This window comes from Streptomyces sp. NPDC048659, assembly GCF_040650575.1.
Lineage (GTDB): Bacteria > Actinomycetota > Actinomycetes > Streptomycetales > Streptomycetaceae > Streptomyces.
The window spans coordinates 44,730-60,959 of the sequence record NZ_JBEZHM010000011.1 but is presented as its reverse complement, the minus strand read 5'-3'; the positions used below and the strand labels follow the sequence as shown (position 1 = coordinate 60,959).

The 16,230-nt window shown below is 73.0% G+C and carries 18 protein-coding genes; 8 read left to right on the top strand and 10 right to left on the bottom strand.

Annotated elements, in window-relative coordinates:
* Positions 1 to 101: 101 nt before the first annotated feature.
* The 4 genes from AB0C99_RS11520 (at position 102) to AB0C99_RS11505 (ending at position 2,749) form a co-directional block, all read left to right on the top strand.
* A complete protein-coding gene (locus tag AB0C99_RS11520) occupies positions 102 to 371 on the top strand; it encodes a hypothetical protein (protein WP_362472915.1) in 270 nt (89 codons plus the stop codon).
* A gap of 195 nt (positions 372 to 566) precedes the next feature.
* Positions 567 to 1,553, top strand: a complete 987-nt coding sequence (locus tag AB0C99_RS11515) for an LPXTG cell wall anchor domain-containing protein (protein WP_362472912.1) — start codon at positions 567 to 569, stop codon at positions 1,551 to 1,553.
* A gap of 131 nt (positions 1,554 to 1,684) precedes the next feature.
* On the top strand, positions 1,685 to 2,179 hold the full coding sequence (locus AB0C99_RS11510) for a hypothetical protein (RefSeq protein WP_362472909.1): 495 nt from the start codon (positions 1,685 to 1,687) through the stop codon (positions 2,177 to 2,179).
* 297 nt (positions 2,180 to 2,476) lie between these two features.
* The gene (locus AB0C99_RS11505; protein WP_362472906.1) at positions 2,477 to 2,749 is read left to right on the top strand and encodes a chaplin; all 273 of its coding nucleotides are present in this window, start codon (positions 2,477 to 2,479) and stop codon (positions 2,747 to 2,749) included.
* A 50-nt stretch (positions 2,750 to 2,799) separates the two neighbouring features.
* On the opposite strand, the gene AB0C99_RS11500 is transcribed toward AB0C99_RS11505, so the two are convergent.
* Together AB0C99_RS11500 and AB0C99_RS11495 are read right to left on the bottom strand one after the other, a co-directional pair.
* Complete coding sequence (locus tag AB0C99_RS11500; RefSeq protein WP_362472903.1) at positions 2,800 to 3,666, bottom strand: tyrosinase family protein; 867 nt, start codon at positions 3,664 to 3,666, stop codon at positions 2,800 to 2,802.
* Positions 3,650 to 4,081 carry a tyrosinase family oxidase copper chaperone gene (locus AB0C99_RS11495; protein WP_362472900.1) on the bottom strand — a complete coding sequence of 144 codons (432 nt, stop codon included), beginning with the start codon at positions 4,079 to 4,081 and terminating at the stop codon, positions 3,650 to 3,652. The genes AB0C99_RS11500 and AB0C99_RS11495 overlap by 17 nt, the downstream gene beginning before the upstream one ends.
* A 149-nt stretch (positions 4,082 to 4,230) precedes the next feature.
* On the opposite strand from AB0C99_RS11495, the gene AB0C99_RS11490 reads away from it, so the two are divergent.
* The 3 genes from AB0C99_RS11490 to AB0C99_RS11480 are packed head-to-tail and all read left to right on the top strand — an operon-like array spanning position 4,231 to position 6,428.
* Complete coding sequence (locus AB0C99_RS11490) at positions 4,231 to 4,734, top strand: DUF5949 family protein (protein ID WP_362472897.1); 504 nt, start codon at positions 4,231 to 4,233, stop codon at positions 4,732 to 4,734.
* Between the two features lie 19 nt (positions 4,735 to 4,753).
* Positions 4,754 to 5,407: a vitamin K epoxide reductase family protein gene (locus AB0C99_RS11485; RefSeq protein ID WP_362472894.1), complete on the top strand. Its 654-nt coding sequence runs from the start codon at positions 4,754 to 4,756 to the stop codon at positions 5,405 to 5,407.
* A gap of 1 nt (position 5,408) precedes the next feature.
* On the top strand, positions 5,409 to 6,428 hold the full coding sequence (locus AB0C99_RS11480) for a glycosyl hydrolase (protein WP_362472892.1): 1,020 nt from the start codon (positions 5,409 to 5,411) through the stop codon (positions 6,426 to 6,428).
* On the opposite strand, the gene AB0C99_RS11475 is transcribed toward AB0C99_RS11480, so the two are convergent.
* Positions 6,382 to 7,014, bottom strand: coding sequence for a TetR family transcriptional regulator (locus AB0C99_RS11475; protein WP_362472889.1), 633 nt, complete (start codon positions 7,012 to 7,014; stop codon positions 6,382 to 6,384). The two genes, AB0C99_RS11480 and AB0C99_RS11475, sit on opposite strands and share 47 nt — an antisense overlap.
* 18 nt (positions 7,015 to 7,032) lie before the next feature.
* The gene (locus AB0C99_RS11470) at positions 7,033 to 7,701 is read right to left on the bottom strand and encodes a hemolysin III family protein (RefSeq protein WP_362472886.1); all 669 of its coding nucleotides are present in this window, start codon (positions 7,699 to 7,701) and stop codon (positions 7,033 to 7,035) included.
* Between the two features lie 214 nt (positions 7,702 to 7,915).
* Here AB0C99_RS11470 and AB0C99_RS11465 point away from each other — a divergent pair, with 214 nt between their 5' ends.
* Positions 7,916 to 9,739 (top strand): phosphoenolpyruvate carboxykinase (GTP), encoded by a 1,824-nt coding sequence (locus AB0C99_RS11465; protein ID WP_362472884.1) that lies wholly within the window; start codon positions 7,916 to 7,918, stop codon positions 9,737 to 9,739.
* Positions 9,740 to 9,889: 150 nt separating this feature from the next.
* Here the strand turns inward: AB0C99_RS11465 and AB0C99_RS11460 are convergent, their stop codons facing one another.
* From AB0C99_RS11460 to AB0C99_RS11435, 6 genes are all read right to left on the bottom strand, one after another.
* Positions 9,890 to 10,480, bottom strand: coding sequence for a hypothetical protein (locus tag AB0C99_RS11460; protein ID WP_362472881.1), 591 nt, complete (start codon positions 10,478 to 10,480; stop codon positions 9,890 to 9,892).
* Positions 10,467 to 12,050, bottom strand: a complete 1,584-nt coding sequence (locus AB0C99_RS11455; RefSeq protein WP_362472878.1) for a VWA domain-containing protein — start codon at positions 12,048 to 12,050, stop codon at positions 10,467 to 10,469. The genes AB0C99_RS11460 and AB0C99_RS11455 overlap by 14 nt, the downstream gene beginning before the upstream one ends.
* Complete coding sequence (locus AB0C99_RS11450) at positions 12,047 to 13,237, bottom strand: toxic anion resistance protein (protein WP_362472875.1); 1,191 nt, start codon at positions 13,235 to 13,237, stop codon at positions 12,047 to 12,049. The genes AB0C99_RS11455 and AB0C99_RS11450 overlap by 4 nt, the downstream gene beginning before the upstream one ends.
* A complete protein-coding gene (locus AB0C99_RS11445; RefSeq protein ID WP_362472872.1) occupies positions 13,234 to 14,355 on the bottom strand; it encodes a hypothetical protein in 1,122 nt (373 codons plus the stop codon). The genes AB0C99_RS11450 and AB0C99_RS11445 overlap by 4 nt, the downstream gene beginning before the upstream one ends.
* 123 nt (positions 14,356 to 14,478) lie before the next feature.
* Positions 14,479 to 14,871, bottom strand: a complete 393-nt coding sequence (locus AB0C99_RS11440) for a hypothetical protein (RefSeq protein ID WP_362472869.1) — start codon at positions 14,869 to 14,871, stop codon at positions 14,479 to 14,481.
* A gap of 90 nt (positions 14,872 to 14,961) precedes the next feature.
* Positions 14,962 to 16,173 (bottom strand): pyridoxal phosphate-dependent aminotransferase, encoded by a 1,212-nt coding sequence (locus AB0C99_RS11435; protein WP_362472866.1) that lies wholly within the window; start codon positions 16,171 to 16,173, stop codon positions 14,962 to 14,964.
* Positions 16,174 to 16,230: the final 57 nt, after the last annotated feature.

Sequence of the window (16,230 nt, the reverse complement as noted above, 5' to 3'; positions counted from 1 at the left end):
TTACAGAGGCAGAAAGTCGCACGGGAATCGCTCAAGACGCCTGTGCGGAAAGCCAGTTGCCTGCGCCGACGCGTGCACGCCAGAAGGAAGGATCCCCATTCATGAAGCCCACCAAGGTGGCCGCGGTCATCGCCGGTTCCGTGATGGCCCTGGGTATCGCCGCGCCCGCGATGGCCTCGGTTCCCACCAGCCTGGACGGCGGCCTCGGATCGCTCACCGGTGAGGGCCTGAAGTCCGACGCGCTCAGCAGCACCACGGACGGCTCGCCCGTCCAGAAGGTGACCGAGACCGCGGGCCAGCTGAACCAGGTCGGCAAGGGGGGCGCGGGCTCCCTGCTCGGCGGCGTCCCGCTGGGCGGCCTCGCGGGCTGACGGACTGTCAAAGTCCCTCGCGGTACCCGGCCCTGGCGGACCTTCCGCGCCAGGGCCTTCGCGCGTCCCCCTTTTGAGTCCGATTGAATGATTTTCGGATCATGTGTCGCGTGGGGTCGGTCGCCCACGACACCCGCTCCATACGCTCTCGCCATCCCCACGCCGTCGCACGGCGTTTTCCAGAGGAAGAGCGGTATGCGATCCATCATCACCAGGAAGATGCTGACCACTGCGGCGGCGACCGGCATTCTCTCGCTGTCCGGCGGCTTCGCCCTCATGGCGAACCCCACCGGCGCCGCGGCGGACTCGCCCGGGCCGGGCGACCGCCCCCGGATGCCCGCCGCCGCCGAGGTCTGCGGCGACCACGCGCACCTCGGGGCGATGGGGGCGGCCGTCAGCGAACTGTGCGCCAAGGCCGTGAAGTCGGCCGCCGACGGCCCCGAGGGCTACGGGGACGACGAACCCGACGGTTACGGGGACGAGGGGCACCCGCCCGGCGACCACCCGACCCCGCCCGAGGACCACCCCACGCCGCCGGGGGACCACCCGACCCCGCCCGGCGACCACCCGACGCCGCCCGGGGGCGAGACCCCGCCGCCGACCAATCCCGATGAGCCCGGGGGGCCGGGGGAGCCGGGGGAGTGCGAGTACGGGCAGCCCGGGCCCGACTGCGGGCCGAGCACCCCGCCGCCCACCAACCCCGACGAGCCCGGCGACTGCGAGCACGGCCAGACGGGCCCCTGGTGCACGCCGGGCGGCGAGACCCCGCCGCCCACCAACCCGGACGAGCCGGGCGACTGCGAGGACGGGCACACCGGACCGTACTGCGAGCCCGGCGGCGAGACCCCGCCGCCGACCAACCCCGACGAGCCGGGCGACTGCGAGGACGGCCAGACCGGGCCCGACTGCACCCCGACCACCCCGCCGCCGGGCGGCCCGACCCCGCCCGGGCACACCAACCCGCCCGGCCACCCGACCCCGCCCGGCGGCGAGACCCCGCCGCCCACCAACCCGGACGAGCCCGGCGGCCCCACCACCCCGCCCGGCCAGCCGCCGCACCTGCCCGACACCGGCAGCGACTCCACCGCGCTGATGGGCGCCGCCGCGATCAGCGCCGCGCTCCTCGTCGGCGGCAGCGTGATGTACCTGCGCGGCGGCCGGCTCGTCCGCGGCCGCCACTGAACGGCCCGTACGGCAGCCCAGGCTGACGTACGGTCAACCGGGGTCCGCACCGCTCACCGGTGCGGACCCCCGGCGTTGCTGCACTCAGGGGAATCTCGTCACGTTCCCCGCCCCGGACTCGTTCGCAGGACATGAATCTGCGCTCTCACGCCGCTCTCGGCCTCCTGGCCACCGCCTTCGCCTCCGCCGCCCTGGCGACCCCCGCCGCCGCGGACGCTCCCGTGGTGGTCCCGCTCCAGGGTCTTGAGCCGGTGATCCCGATGGACGCCCCGACCCTGGAGACCGGTGTCCCCACGCCGGTCCCGGGCGCGCCCACCGGCTTCCACCAGGGTGTCGGCAGCCTGCCGGACCTCACCCTGCCCCGCGTCCCGCTCGACAGCACCCTGTCGCGGACCGACATCGCCGCCCCGCTGCCCGAGGTGCTGCGGGGCAGCGAGCCCGGCACGGCCGAGCTCTCCAGCCCGCGCTCCGAGATGAACGCCGTCACCCCCGGCGCCACCGTGGGCAACGTGCTCGGCGCCCCCCGCCCCGGCGAGATGCTGCCGGGTCTCAAGGCCCCCGAGGTCGGCGTCCTCACCCCCGCGCTGAACGGAGCGCTGGACCCCCAGCTCGGCCTGGCGCCGTAGCCGGCCGGACGGCGTTCCTTTGTACGACCTTTGACCAGGCGGGTGAAGACACGATTCTTCCCGCCACCCGAGGGGTCACCGCTCGTTGCAGAGGAAGGCTTGTCGCATGGCCGCGGCCCGCGGCTCCCGCGTCCTTTCCGCCGTAATCCGACGGCGGGCGGACGCGTGATCCGCGGGCCATCTCTTCCGCTGTGGTCTCCATTCGGAGCAATGGCCGTGACCCGCACGCCGTTTCGCCGTTGAAGGACCACGTGACCGTGATTCTCGCGGTCGCTTTCCACGTTCAAGGAGCTCTTGATGTCTCGCATCGCGAAGGCTGCCGCTGTTCTCGCCGGCACGGGTGCCGTTGCCCTCAGCGGAGCCGGCATGGCCGTCGCCGACTCCGGCGCCGAGGCCGTCGCCGCCCACTCCCCCGGTGTCGCCTCCGGCAACGTCGTCCAGGTCCCGGTCCACGTCCCGGTCAACCTCTGCGGCAACAGCGTCAGCGTCATCGGCCTGCTGAACCCGACCTTCGGCAACCAGTGCGCGAACGTCGACGGCGGCCACGGTGAGGGCGGCTACGGCGGCTGAACCCCAGCCCCGGCAGTGTCCCCCCGGCCCGTCGGGCCGGGGGGACACTCTCATGCGTAGCGGTAGATCCCGCTGTGGTCGAGCAGCTCCGCCGGGGTCACGTTCCACGGGCCGAGCCGCTCGTTGAGCGCGACCACCTTGCGGTACTGCGGATCGCCCAGCGGCGGCGGGTCCTTCGGGAGGTAGCCGGCCCCCGGGTTGCGCTGCTGCCAGCGCGACCAGAGCAGGTCGACGAAGGAGTGGTGCAGCCAGAACACCGGGTCGTTGACCGAGGCGCCGCCGAGCATCAGCCCGCCGACCCAGCGGTGCACCCGGTTGTGCAGCCGGTAGCGGGCGTTGCCCTGGCCGCCGCCCCAGCCCTCCATCCCGTTGCGGAAGCCGGAGGAGCTGGTCGAGTTCCACGGCGACACGTCGTACACCCGCTCGCCCGTGACCTCCTCCACCTGGGCGGCCGTCGGCAGCGTGATCGGGTCGCGGGGGCGGCCGAAGTCCCGGGTGAGGAAGGCGCCTTCGGTCATGTTCTGCTTGACCGTCCAGCGCCCGCCCGCGTACGCGAAGGGGCCGGTCATCACCTGGAGGTCGCCCCGGCGCCCGTTGCCGCCCATGAAGTCCTCGCCCCACAGGGACGACGCGGGCGTGTTGTCGCGGGTCCAGTCCCAGTAGGGCACGGTCACCGAGGGGTCGATCCGGCGCAGCGCCTGCTCGAACTCCAGCAGGAACCTGCGGTGCCAGGGCAGGAAGCTCGGGCACATGTGCGCCTCCCGGAGCTTGCCCTCGCCGTCGGCGACGTAGTGGTCGATGTGGGTGCGGACGAAGTCGTCGTATCCGCCGGTCCGCTTGAGTTCGAGGACGGCGGCGACGAACCGCTTGCGCTCGGCGCTGGTCAGGTCGCTCTGGTTCTTACGCGTGTACGCCACGCGGGCTCCCTCCGGGGTGGGTGCCGTGGGCGGCGGCGAGCCGGGACAGCCGGGCGGTGCCCAGCCCGTCCACGGCCGCGCGGACGGCCGCCAGCGGCGTCGGACAGGACTCGTAGTGGTCGATCGGGGTGACGAAGCCGCCGTCGGCGCACCGCATCAGGTGCAGCGGGCGGCCGTCGACGAGGGCCAGCGGCTCGCCGTCCGGACCGGGGAGGCCCTGGATGCGCCGCCCGGCGTACATCTCGTCGAACAGGGCGGCGGAGGCGGCGACGGCGGGGCCGGCGGCGGTCGCGGGGCCGGGGCGGGCGGGCCGGGTCGGCTCCCTCGCCGCGATCCTGGCCAGCGCTCCGCCCGTGAGGGCGGTGACGGCCAGCGCGAAGAGGGACCGCAAAGCGGCACGACGCGGAACGATCATGTGCGATCTCCTGAGGTCGGCTGATGCCCTCTGGGCACAACGATGTAAACCGCGGTTCGTTGCGCCGGAAATGCGGTCGGTTGGAATGTCGGCCGAATGAGTGAATTCGGCGAAGGGGGGCCCGTGTTCGTCCCCTAGCATCCGGAACCATGACCACTTCCAACGTCCTTTCCGCGGAGCACAGCGCCCACACGATGGGAACGCTCAGCGTCATCTCGTGGACCCTCGGGCCCACCGACGACATGCCCGCCACCCCGTTCCTGATGGTGTATTCGGTCGGCGACGGCCTGCACGGCCGCGAGGCCGGCGAGGCGGAGCTGCGGGAGACCCTGGAGGGCATGGGCGTGCCGATCGGCGACATCGTCGTCGACGCCGGCCAGGAGCGCGGGATCGGCGCCCACCTGCTCGTCGAGGCGGAGCGCGCGGTGCTCACGCTGCCGTTCATGAACGCCCAGTGCCCGGTGTCGGCGGACTGGCAGGCGGCGGCGTACGAGACGGGCCACGTCATCGTGAAGATCCCGGTCGCGCCGTGGCCGGACGCGGAGCCGGGCGCGCCGGTCGACGAGGGCCGCCTCAAGGCGTTCATCTCCGACGACGAGGTCGTGCGGAACACCGGTCACGTCGCGGTGCCGGTGAGCCGGATCCAGGGCTGAGCGGACGGGGGGCGGCGTCATGGCGACGGTGAACGTACGGGGAGCGGTGCCGGGTCAGCGGCAGGCGGAGCGCGAGGACGGGCGGACGGGCGGAGCGGGGACCGGCGCGAGCCGGGCCTTCGCCTGGATGCTGATCGTGACGGGCGCGGCGGGCGTGCTGTCCGGCTGGGTCATCACGATCGACAAGTTCAGGCTCCTGGAGGACCCGGGCTTCCAGCCGGGGTGCAGCCTCAACCCGGTCGTCTCGTGCGGCAACATCATGAAGAGCGAGCAGGCGGCGGTGTTCGGCTTCCCGAACCCGATGCTGGGGCTCGTCACGTACGCCGTGGTCGTCGCGGTGGGCGTCGGGATCCTGGCCGGCGCCCGCTACCGGGGCTGGTTCTGGCTCGGGCTCAACGCCGGGATGCTGTTCGGGGTCGGCTTCTGCACCTGGCTGATGTACCAGTCGCTGTACGAGATCAACTCGCTGTGCCTGTGGTGCTGTCTGGCCTGGTGCGCGACGATCACGATGTTCTGGTACGTCACCGCGCACAACGTGCGGCACGGCTCGCTGCCCGCGCCGCCCGCCGTGCGGGGCTTCCTGGGCGACTTCACCTTCGCGCTGCCGGTGCTGCACATCGGGATCATCGGGATGCTGGTCCTGACCCGCTGGTGGGAGTTCTGGACGAGCTGACGTGCGCCTTCCCCTTTCCTCCTGGCCGCGAGTGGCGCTGACGCTGCTGCTCGCGGCCTGTTTCGCGTTCCTGTTGCCGTACGAGCGGCTCGCGCCCGGCGAGCGGGCGGCCCCGGTGGTGCCGTCCGTGGACCCGGCGGTGCCGGCCGGCTTCTTCACCGGCTCCGACGAGGCCGGGGTGCGGCGGATCGCCGGGGTGGAGCGCTGGCTGGGCGGGGCGCCGCTGAGCGTGGGCCACACCTATCTGCCGGGCGACCGGTGGTCCAACATCGAGGGCCATCCGGCGCTGTTCGAGCCGTGGGCGCGCTGGAAGGAGGAGCGGCCGGGGCGGCTGTTCGTGCTGAACGTGCCGCTGCTCGACCGCAGCGAGGCCGGTCTGGACGACGGGGAGGTGCGGGCGGGGCTGCGGGGCGGGGCGGCCGGGGCGTACGACGGGCACTTCCGGACGCTGGGGGAGCGGCTGGTGCGGTACCGGCTCGCGGACGCGGTGCTGGTGCTGGGCTGGGAGATGAACGGGACGACGTACAGCCATCGCTGCGGGCCCGACCCGGAGTCCTGGAAGGCGTACTGGCGCCGGGTGGTGGGGGTGCTGCGGGAGGTGCCGGGGCAGCGCTTCCGCTTCGACTTCACGCCGAGCCGGGGGCTGGACGCGATCGCCTGGCCGCGCTGCTACCCGGGGGACGCGTACGTGGACGTGATCGGGATGGACGCCTACGACCAGCCGGCCGGGCTGTCCTTCGAGGAGCAGGTGACGGAGCCGTACGGGCTCGCGCACCACGCGGCCTTCGCGGCGGCGCGCGGCAAGCCGGTGTCGTTCCCGGAGTGGGGGCTGTTCCGCAACGGGGACAACCCGGCGTACGTGCGGGGCATGCTCGACTGGTTCGCGCGGCACCGGCCGGTGTACCAGACCTTCACCGACTACTGCCCGCACGGGGTGTGGGGCTGCGCGGCGAACCCGGCCTCGGGCGAGGTGCTCAGGGGCGCGCTGGGGCGGGCGGGCGGAGCGTCAGGCCGGCCTTGAGGGTGTCGACGGTGCGGTCGAGGAGGGGTACGAGGTCGTCGCCCTGGCCGTGCTCGGCCCAGTGCAGGGTGGCCTCGCGCAGGGCGCCGAGGACGGCCGCGGTGAAGACCCGTACCTCCAGGTCGTCGGGGGCGCGGCCGGTGCGCTCGGCGACGGCCCGGGAGAGCCGCCGGCCGCTCTCGGCGGTGGTCTCGGTGAGCCGGGCGCGGATCGCGGGGATCTCCGTCATCAGGCGGGCCCGCAGCCGGATCTCCTCCGGCTCGTGGGCGAGGGCGGTCGCGACGGCGTCGAGGACGACGGCGCGCAGCGACTCCAGGGGCTCCTCGCCGGCCGGGCGGGCGCGCAGCCGGGCTTCGAGGAGCGCGTCCTGGTCGTCGGTGAGGAGGATGTCCTCCTTCACCGGGAAGTAGCGGGCGACGGTCGAGGGCGAGACCTCGGCCGCCGCCGCGATCTGTTCGACGGTGGTGGCCTCGTACCCCTGCTCGGAGACGAGCCGGAAGGTGGCGCGGCGGATCGCGGCGCGGGTCCTGAGCTTCTTGCGCTCACGCAGGCCGGGGCGCTCGGGGGTGACGGGCATGGCCGTCATTGTGCCTGGTCAGGCTGGTCAGGAGTGCTGGTACGCGACGAGCGAGATGCCCACGTAGTGGACGATGAACGCGGCCAGGGTGAGGGAGTGGAAGACCTCGTGGAAGCCGAACCAGCGGGGTGAGGGGTTCGGGCGCTTGATGCCGTAGATCACGCCGCCCGCGCTGTAGAGCAGGCCGCCGACGATCACCAGGACGAGGACGGCGATGCCGCCGGTGCGCATGAAGTCGGGCAGGAAGAAGACGGCGGCCCAGCCCATGGCGATGTAGCAGGGGGTGTACAGCCAGCGGGGGGCGCCGACCCAGAAGACCCGGAAGGCGATGCCCGCGGCGGCGGCGGCCCAGACCGCCCACATGAGCGGGCGGCCGGTGGAGTCCGGCAGCAGGAGCAGCGTCAGCGGCGTGTAGGTGCCCGCGATGATCAGGAAGATGTTGGCGTGGTCGAGGCGGCGCAGCACCGCCTCGCCGCGCGGGCCCCAGTTGCCGCGGTGGTAGAGGGCGCTGATGCCGAAGAGCAGGCAGGCGGTGAGGACGTAGATCCCGCAGGCGATCCGGGCGCGCGGGGAGTCCGCGAGGGCGACCAGGACGAGTCCGGCGACGATCACCGCGGGGAACATCCCGGCGTGCAGCCAGCCCCTGAGTCGCGGCTTGAGGGGGAGCGGCGTGAGTTCCGGCGTGGCTGCAGTCATGACACCGAATGCTACCTACGCCTCCGTAGGTACCGGATATGCGCGGGGCCGGTCCGAGTGGCGATGCTCACGTGTGAGGCCCTCTGGACATATGGGCGGTAGCATCGGATGATCAAATGAGTGCGGTCGGCACCGGATGAGCGCCTACGACGCATCCGGGTCGCAGCCCCCAAGGGGCAGACATCTCCAAAAAACCCCTCAACAAGGAGCAATCGTGGCGCGCGACAACGCGGCTCCCTCCACCGTCCCCACCCAGCACAAGGAACTGATCTCGTGGGTCAACGAGATCGCCGAGATCACTCGGCCCGACCGGATCGTCTGGTGCGACGGATCCGAGGCCGAGTACGAGCGCCTGTGCGAGGAGCTCGTCGCCAAGGGGACCTTCAAGAAGCTCGACCCGGTCAAGCGCCCGAACTCGTACTACGCGGCCTCCGACCCGACGGACGTCGCGCGCGTCGAGGACCGCACCTTCATCTGCTCCGAGAAGGAGGAGGACGCGGGCCCGACCAACCACTGGAAGGCCCCCGCGGAGATGAAGGACCTCTTCGCCGGTGACCAGGGCATCTTCCGCGGCTCGATGAAGGGCCGGACGATGTACGTCGTCCCGTTCTGCATGGGCCCCGTCGGCTCCCCGCTCTCCGCCATCGGCGTCGAGATCACCGACTCCGCGTACGTCGCCGTCTCCATGCGCACCATGACCCGCATGGGACAGGCCGTCCTCGACGAGCTCGGCACCGACGGCTTCTTCGTCAAGGCCGTGCACACCCTCGGCGCGCCGCTCGCCGAGGGCGAGGCCGACGTGCCGTGGCCCTGCAACTCCACCAAGTACATCTCGCACTTCCCCGAGACCCGCGAGATCTGGTCGTACGGCTCGGGCTACGGCGGCAACGCCCTGCTCGGCAAGAAGTGCTACGCGCTGCGCATCGCCTCCGTCATGGCGCGCGACGAGGGCTGGCTCGCCGAGCACATGCTGATCCTCAAGCTCACCCCGCCGCAGGGCGAGGCGAAGTACGTGGCCGCCGCCTTCCCGTCCGCCTGCGGCAAGACCAACCTCGCCATGCTGGAGCCGACCGTCCCCGGCTGGACGGTCGAGACCATCGGCGACGACATCGCCTGGATGCGCTTCGGCGAGGACGGCCGCCTCTACGCGATCAACCCCGAGGCCGGCTTCTTCGGCGTCGCGCCCGGCACCGGCGAGCACACCAACGCCAACGCCATGAAGACCCTCTGGGGCAACTCGGTCTTCACCAACGTCGCGCTCACCGACGACGGCGACGTCTGGTGGGAGGGCATGACCGAGGAGGCGCCCGCGCACCTCACCGACTGGAAGGGCAACGACTGGACGCCGGAGTCGACGACCCCGGCCGCCCACCCGAACGCCCGCTTCACCGTGCCGGCCGGGCAGTGCCCGACGATCGCCCCCGAGTGGGAGGACGTCAAGGGCGTCCCGATCTCCGCGATCCTCTTCGGCGGGCGCCGCGCCTCCGCCGTGCCGCTGGTCACCGAGTCCTTCGACTGGAACCACGGCGTCTTCCTCGGCGCCAACGTGGCCTCCGAGAAGACCGCCGCCGCCGAGGGCAAGGTCGGCGAGCTGCGCCGCGACCCCTTCGCCATGCTGCCGTTCTGCGGCTACAACATGGGCGACTACATGGCCCACTGGGTCAAGGTCGGCGCCGACAAGGACGCCGCCAAGCTGCCGAAGATCTACTACGTGAACTGGTTCCGCAAGAACGACGCGGGCAAGTTCGTGTGGCCCGGCTTCGGCGAGAACAGCCGCGTGCTCAAGTGGATCGTCGAGCGCCTCGACGGCAAGGCCGAGGGTGTCGAGACCCCCATCGGCGTGCTGCCGACCCGCGAGGCCCTCGACACCGACGGGCTCGACCTCCCCGAGGCCGACCTGGACTTCCTGCTCACCGTCGACAAGGACGTCTGGCGCGAGGAGGCCGCCCTGGTCCCCGCGCACCTGGAGACCTTCGGCGAGCACACCCCGAAGGAGCTGTGGGACGAGTACCGCGCGCTGGTCGAGCGCCTGGGCTGATCCCGTAGCGGCATCCCGAAGACGCGTGGTGGGCTGCCCCGAAACACCGCCCTGACCAGTGGGGTCACGACGGTCCGCCACGACGCATCCGGCCCCCGGAGCCCCCTCACGGCTACGGGGGCCGGCGCACGTCCCGGCTCCTCCGGCGGCTCAGCGGCCCCGGTCCTCCAGATAGCGGGTGTGGGTCTCCTGGCGCCGCACCTCCGCCTCGTGCAGCGCCTCCGCGACCGTCCGCAGCTCCGTGTGCAGCGCCGTGAGCTGCCGCTCCAGGTGCCGCTCCGGCGGCTCCTTGCCCGGCACCGCCCGGTCCCACCAGCGGCTGCGCACGAAGGCGTCCACCGCCTCCGGCACGTCCTGGCGCACCGCCCGCCCCAGCAGCCGCAGATGCGCGGACTCGCTCACCCAGCCCGGCTCCAGGAGCGCGCCCAGCAGCGTGTCCAGCTCCGTCAGCCGCCCGTGCGCGGCCGGCGGCAGCTCCACCTCCGCGAGGTAGCCGCGCAGCGTCGCCAGGTCCGCCCGCAGCGCGTCCAGCTGCTCGGCCGGGTCCGGGAAGCCGGGCGCCGCCGGGCGCTCGGGCGGGGCGATCAGCGCCCCCGCCCCGTACAGGCCCGCGACCACCAGCGGCCACAGCGGGCCCGCCGCGCCGGTCAGGGCGAGCCCGACCCCGGCCAGGCCGGCCACGCAGCCCGTGAGGTTCTTGCGGGACTCCGCGTACCGCAGCAGCCGGTCACTGATAGCCACGGATCTCCTCGAAGGCTCCGTCGAGCGAGCCGCGGGTCGCGTCGAAGAGGCGCCCGCCGGTCAGTTCGGCGATGTGGGTGAGCGCGGACCGGTCGGAGTCGCCGAAGAGGATCGGGAAGACCGGGGTGCGCTTCTGGGCGGGGGTGAGCTCGTCCGCGTAGAAGGAGTCGAAGGCCGAGGCCGGGTCGCCGTCGGTGTTCTCGCCGTCCGTCATCAGCACGATCGAGGTGAAGGCGCCGTCCGAGGCGTCGGCGCCGAGGCGCGCGTACGCCTCCTTCAGGCTGGAGTAGATCGCGGTGCCGCCCGAGGCCGACAGCCGGCCCGCGTCGGCGCGCAGCGCGTCGAGCGCGGCCTTCGGGGCCGCCGGGTCGACCGTGCGGGTGGTGACCTCGGCGCCCTTCACCGAGGAGCCGAAGGGCATCAGGGTCACCTCCTCGCGGTCCCGGAAGTCCCCGGTGAGCTGCGCCAGCGCGGCCTTCAGCCGGTCCAGCCGCGCGCCCTCCATCGAGCCCGAGGTGTCCAGCACGTACACCGTGCGGGAGGGGCGGCGCAGGGTGTTGTCGTACGCGTCGAGCAGCCCGTCCGCGACCGCCCGGCTGCCGGGGAAGGGCAGTTCGCGGCGGGGCCCGGCGGCGAGCCGGGGCGCCGGGGCGACCCCCGGGACCACCGGGCGGCGCAGGGTCCGCTCGGTGATCAGGCGCTGGATCTCGGGGGAGCGCAGCCGGTCCGCGAGCCGGCGGGTCGCGTCCCTGGCCTCGGGGCGCGCGGCGGTGAGCGAGGTCAGCGGGTAGTCGGCGGTGACGACCCCGTCGGCGGGGCGGATCACGGTGAGGCCGCCGGGCATCGACAGCAGCACCGACTCGTAGTTGACGATCGCGTCGACGTCGGTCCTGCGGGCGTAGGCGGTGGCGAGCCAGCCGGAGGAGCCGGAGGTCAGCTTCTGCCCCGCGAAGAACTCCCTCAGCTTCGGCGTGGCCGCCCGCACGTCCCGCTCGGTCAGCGCGGACTGGGCGCCGGAGAGGCCCGAGGCGACGGAGACCAGCGCGGCGAAGCCGGAGTTGGAGCGCTTCGGGTCGGTCATGCCGTAGCCGAGCTTCCCGTCGGCGACGGCCCGGTGGAGCTGCGCCCAGGTGACCTTCGCCGGGTCCCAGCCGAGCCGGGCGACGGCGGCGGGCCGGACGCCGACGGCGACCGGGGAGGCCATCACGGGGGTCTCGCCGGTGATCCGGCGGGCGGTGTCGGGGCGCAGCCGCAGATAGGCGTTGGACGACAGCCAGACGGCGTCGAACTCCTTGTCTGCCTCGCCGGACGCGATCCGCCGGACGGCGTCGAGGGTCCCGGTGTAGGTGGGGCGGACGGTGACGCCGGTGGTCTTGCGGACCTCCTCCAGGACCGGGGCCATGTCGGCGAGTTCGGAGGAGGCGAGGACCCGCAGGGTGCCGGGGCGGTAGGCGCGGTCGTCCGGGGCGGGGCCGTCGGCGCCGCCGCCGCCCGCGCAGCCGGTGGCGGCGAGGGCCAGGACGAGGGCGGCGGTCAGGGCGCGCAGGGGGGCCAGGGCGCGGGTTCTCATCCGCGGCCCCCTTCGAGGATCCCGGGCCCGCCGTCGGCGGCACGGTTGCGCTCCAGGTGCGCGCTGGCCGTGCGCAGTTCGGCGCCGAGCGCGTCGACGGTCTGCGCCATGGACTCGGTCGCCCGGATCTTGTACGTGTCGATGGCGTCGAGCGTCGAGTAGATCTGCCGGAAGGCGTTCCGCACGGTCTCCAGGCCCACCGCGGGCTCCGCGGCCAGCCGCTGGATGTCGCCGGACTGGCCGGAGAGGGCGTCCGCGTTGTGCTGGATGAGGTTCTCGGTGGTGCCGCGCAGGGCGGTGACCTGCTCGGTGACCTTCTTCTGGTGGTCCAGGGCGGAGGCCAGCATCACCGCGATCCGCAGCGCCGTGACGGTGGTCGTCGCGGCCCGCTCCACGCCCTTGATGAGCTCCTCGTTGTTGCGGCGCACCACGTCCATCGCCAGATAGCCCTGGGCGCAGACGGCGAGCTGGGTCAGCAGGTCCTGGTGCTTCTGCCGGAGCGGGAAGAGCACGTCGGCGCGGAGCGCGTCGGCCTCGGCGGGGTCGCCGGTGCGGGCGAGGCGCTCCTCGACGGCCGCGTCCAGCGCCTCGGTGAGGACCGCGTACTCCTGGAGCCGGCCCATGGTCTCCCACAGCCGGGCCCGCTCGGTGCGCAGGGCCGCGTTGTCGCGCCGCAGTTCGTCCTTGCCGCCGTCGAGGGCGTCCAGGATGCGGTCGAGGGTGGCCTTGGAGGAGGCGTACCGGGCGAGGTGGTCGCGGACCCGGTTGCCGCCGGGCAGCTTGGCCAGCAGGCCCCGGACGCCCTTGGCGGCGGTGTCGCGCGGGTCCAGGTCCTCGACGGTGCGGCGCAGCGCGACGAGCGAGTCGCCGACCCGGGAGGTCGGGTCGCCGCCGCCGGAGCCGAGGGAGCGGACGGTGCGGTCCAGCATCCGGTTGGACTGCTGGGCGGCGGAGCGCAGTTCGCCGCCGCCGAGGCCGGTGATCTCGTCGATCCGGCCGGCGAACTCGGGGGAGCGGGCGTCGAGTCCGGCGAGCGAGCCGACGTACTCGTCGGCGCGCCGGGCCATCTCGGCGCGGACCGCGTCGTCCACCGGGACGAGCGTCTTGGCCTGTTCGGCGCGGACCGGGGCGACCGGCTCGGGCGGGGTGAGGACGAGCGGGCTGTCCGGTGCGCTGGGCGTGGTCATGGAGTGTCCCCCTGGTCGCGGGCCCGCAGGGCCATCCGGTGCAGCACCGCGGAGGTGGGCACGGGCGCCTGGCGGACTCCGGTGAGCGTCTGGTCGAGGTAGCCGGTGAGCCCGGCGGTGGCGGCGGTGAACTCGGCGGGTGCGCCCTGCGGCCGGAAGCCGTGGCGGACCGCGAGCCGGCGCAGCTCCGGGTCGTCGGAGAGGAGCTCGCCGAGGGTCCGGCCGGCCTCGGTGAGCGGGACGAGGGTGTGGTCGCTGCTGACGGTCGTGTCGGGGTAGAGCACGACGAGGTCGCCGGGGTCCCGCTTGGCGATCAGCTGGGCGGCGACCTGCGACTCGTAGACGAGGACCAGGGGGTTGCCGACGCCGCTGACGAAGTCCCGGAAGGGGGCGTCGGAGCTGGACTGCTGGGCGCCCTGGACCTGGATGAGCTTGCGCAGCAGCGGGGCGGTGCGGTCCACGGCGGCCTGGTCCCCGGCGACCCGGCCGCCGTCGGCGACGTAGCTCGCGGCGGCCAGGTAGAGGGCGCCGGAGTTGGAGGACAGCGGGTCGGTGGTGGTGACGAACAGGGTGCCGCTGAGCTCGGCGTGCCCGGCGGAGCCCTTGAGCTGCTGCCAGGTGCGGTCGCCGCGGGCCGCGTCGAGATAGGCGGCCATGCGCAGGGTGCCGGTGCGGCCGCCGGGGCCGAGCGCGGCGAGCCCGTTGGCGGCGAGCACCTTCGCGGCGGCGCTGTGCGCGACGACGACCAGCGGCGAGTAGAAGGGCCGCAGCGGGGTGCCGCCCGCCTTCGTCCTGGCCTTGATCTCGTCGGCGGGCGCCTTGGCGGACGGGAAGGCGAAGTCGTAGCCCTTGAGGGGCAGCCGCTCCATGTCCCAGGACCCGGAGGTCTCCGTCCGTACGGTGAGGCCCTTGGCGGCAAGGGCCTTCACGACCTCGGGATCGGCGAAGAACTCCGCCTTCTCCGACCCGATCACTCCTCGCACGGTCTTCGTTGCCGTGCCCTTGTCGTCCTGGTCGCCGCCCGTCACGAGGACGGCGGCCACGCCGCCCAGGAGCAGGACGGCGAGGACGATTCCCAGAATGCGTCTCACGCGGGCAGCGTGCTCGCGGAAACCCACATTCCAGGGGGAGTCAGATGGACGCGGAGTGAAGCCGCGATCCCGGTAGGGAACCGGACGGGTGACGTCCGGGGTGGGTGGCGCCCGGTCCGCGCGGTGTCGTGGCCGCGCGGACCGGGGCCGTCAGGGGGCGCCGACCAGGGATTCCCCGGTGAGCGCCGCGGTGTGCGCGTCCATGCGCTCGGCGGCGAGGATCGCGGCGGCCGTGTCGGCCCGGGAGGCGGCGACGACCAGCGCGCGGCCCGCGAGGGCGTGCGCCCTGCGGTGCAGCGCCTCGGCGGGGGAGCCGCTGAGGCCCGCGTGGCGCGCGGGGGGCGCGCCGCGGAGCCGGGCGACCTGCCGGGCGATCAGCTCGCCGGCCTCGCCGTCGCCGAGCTCGTCGGTGACGGCGAGCAGGGCGGCGAGGTGTCCGGCGAGCTGGATGTCCAGCTCTTCCTCGCGGGAGCGGTGCGGGTACGCGGTGCGGTCGTCGTCGGCCATCCGGTGGACCGACTTGGTGCGGATCGGTTCGTACATGGGACGGCCTCCTGATTGCTCTGGAGGCATCCTAGCTTAGATTCAATCTAAAGTTGAGTGCTGTCCGAATCGGGTCGGGGTCGAACGTGCCTAGTGCTGGCTGTAGCCGTCCAGGAAGGTGCCGATCCGGGTCACCGCGTCCGCCAGGTCCGGGGCGGCGGGCAGGGTGACGATCCGGAAGTGGTCCGGCTCGTGCCAGTTGAAGCCGGTGCCGTGCACGACCATGATCTTCTCGGCCCGCAGCAGGTCCAGGACCATCTGCCGGTCGTCCTTGATCTTGTAGAGGTTCGGGTCCAGGCGCGGGAACAGGTACAGCGCGCCCTTCGGCTTCACGCAGGTCACGCCGGGGATCGAGGTCAGCAGCTCGTACGCCGTGTCGCGCTGCTCCAGCAGCCGCCCGCCCGGCAGCACCAGGTCCTCGATGGACTGGCGGCCCTGGAGCGCGGCGGCCACCGCGTGCTGGGCCGGCATGTTGGCGCACAGGCGCATGTTGGCCAGGATCGTCAGCCCCTCGATGTACGAGGAGGCGTGGTGCTTCGGGCCGCAGACCGCGAGCCAGCCGGAGCGGAAACCCGCCACCCGGTAGTTCTTGCTCATTCCGTTGAAGGTGAGGACGAGGAGGTCGGGGGCGATCGCGGCGGTCGGGGTGTGGGTGGCCCCGTCGTAGAGGATCTTGTCGTAGATCTCGTCCGAGCAGACCACCAGGCCGTGCCGGCGGGCGATGTCCGTCAGCGAGCGCAGCATCTCGTCGTCGTAGACGGCGCCGGTCGGGTTGTTCGGGTTGATCAGGACGAGCGCCTTGGTGCGGTCGGTGATCTTCCGCTCGATGTCGGCCAGGTCCGGCATCCAGTCCGCCTGCTCGTCGCAGCGGTAGTGCACGGCCGTGCCGCCCGCGAGCGAGACCGCCGCCGTCCACAGCGGGTAGTCCGGCGCCGGGACCAGCACCTCGTCGCCGTCGTCGAGCAGCGCCTGCATCGACATCTGGATCAGCTCCGAGACGCCGTTGCCGAGGTAGATGTCCTCGACGGAGAGCGGGATGCCCTTGGTCTCGTAGTGGCTCATGACCGCCCGGCGGGCCGACAGCAGGCCCTTCGCGTCGCCGTAGCCGTGCGCGTCGGAGAGGTTGCGCAGCACGTCCTCGAGGATCGCCGGGGGGCACTCGAAGCCGAAGGCGGCGGGGTTGCCGGTGTTGAGCTTGAGGATGCGGTGGCCCGCAGCCTCCAGTCGCATCGCCTCTTCGAGCACCGGGCCGCGGATCTCGTAACAGACGTTGGACAGCTTCGTGGACTGGATCACCTGCATGACGAGAGCTTACGGCGGGGCCGGTCGGCGCGCCCCGTGTTCTGTGCCACGTCGGGG

Excerpts from the sequence above, each read along its gene's own strand:
- AB0C99_RS11435 (WP_362472866.1), bottom strand. The coding sequence starts at position 16,173 with ATGCAGGTGATCCAGTCCACGAAGCTGTCCAACGTCTGTTACGAGATC.
- AB0C99_RS11510 (WP_362472909.1), top strand. The coding sequence starts at position 1,685 with ATGAATCTGCGCTCTCACGCCGCTCTCGGCCTCCTGGCCACCGCCTTC.
- AB0C99_RS11520 (WP_362472915.1), top strand. The coding sequence starts at position 102 with ATGAAGCCCACCAAGGTGGCCGCGGTCATCGCCGGTTCCGTGATGGCC.
- AB0C99_RS11440 (WP_362472869.1), bottom strand. The coding sequence starts at position 14,871 with ATGTACGAACCGATCCGCACCAAGTCGGTCCACCGGATGGCCGACGAC.
- AB0C99_RS11490 (WP_362472897.1), top strand. The coding sequence starts at position 4,231 with ATGACCACTTCCAACGTCCTTTCCGCGGAGCACAGCGCCCACACGATG.
- AB0C99_RS11475 (WP_362472889.1), bottom strand. The coding sequence starts at position 7,014 with ATGACGGCCATGCCCGTCACCCCCGAGCGCCCCGGCCTGCGTGAGCGC.
- AB0C99_RS11495 (WP_362472900.1), bottom strand. The coding sequence starts at position 4,081 with ATGATCGTTCCGCGTCGTGCCGCTTTGCGGTCCCTCTTCGCGCTGGCC.
- AB0C99_RS11485 (WP_362472894.1), top strand. The coding sequence starts at position 4,754 with ATGGCGACGGTGAACGTACGGGGAGCGGTGCCGGGTCAGCGGCAGGCG.
- AB0C99_RS11515 (WP_362472912.1), top strand. The coding sequence starts at position 567 with ATGCGATCCATCATCACCAGGAAGATGCTGACCACTGCGGCGGCGACC.
- AB0C99_RS11450 (WP_362472875.1), bottom strand. The coding sequence starts at position 13,237 with ATGACCACGCCCAGCGCACCGGACAGCCCGCTCGTCCTCACCCCGCCC.
- AB0C99_RS11470 (WP_362472886.1), bottom strand. The coding sequence starts at position 7,701 with ATGACTGCAGCCACGCCGGAACTCACGCCGCTCCCCCTCAAGCCGCGA.
- AB0C99_RS11455 (WP_362472878.1), bottom strand. The coding sequence starts at position 12,050 with ATGAGAACCCGCGCCCTGGCCCCCCTGCGCGCCCTGACCGCCGCCCTC.
- AB0C99_RS11505 (WP_362472906.1), top strand. The coding sequence starts at position 2,477 with ATGTCTCGCATCGCGAAGGCTGCCGCTGTTCTCGCCGGCACGGGTGCC.